We start from the raw sequence: 316 nt of genomic DNA, 5'->3' as shown, positions 1-316 counted from the left end.
GCAGGTCAAAGGTGCCAGCAGGTCGCGGCGGTCGACCGGTCAGGCGGTCCCTGCAGGTCAAAGGTGCCAGCGAGTCGGGGCTGTCGGCGGGTCAGGGGGTCCCGTCGGGTCAGGGGGTGTCGGTCTCCTCCAGGAGGCCGGCGTCGTGGGCGAGCAGGGCGATCTGCACGCGGTTGTTGAGGCCGAGCTTGGCCAGGATCCGGGAGACGTGGGCCTTGACGGTGGCGACGCTCATATAGAGCTCCGCGGCGATCTCCGCGTTGGCCAGGCCCCGGCCGACCTCCCCCACGCTCGGCTGCGCTCGCGCGGGGGCACC

At 72.5% G+C, this 316-nt stretch carries 1 protein-coding gene; it reads right to left on the bottom strand.

The window, feature by feature from the left end:
- Positions 1–109: 109 nt before the first annotated feature.
- Positions 110–316, bottom strand: a 207-nt coding sequence (locus tag B9S61_RS17325) for a response regulator transcription factor (protein ID WP_146064874.1), incomplete at its 5' end; no start/stop codon positions are given.

The organism is Streptomyces sp. SM1, assembly GCF_002910825.1.
Classification (GTDB): Bacteria; Actinomycetota; Actinomycetes; order Streptomycetales; family Streptomycetaceae; genus Streptomyces; species Streptomyces okerensis.
This window is presented reverse-complemented; position numbering and strand designations above follow the sequence as displayed.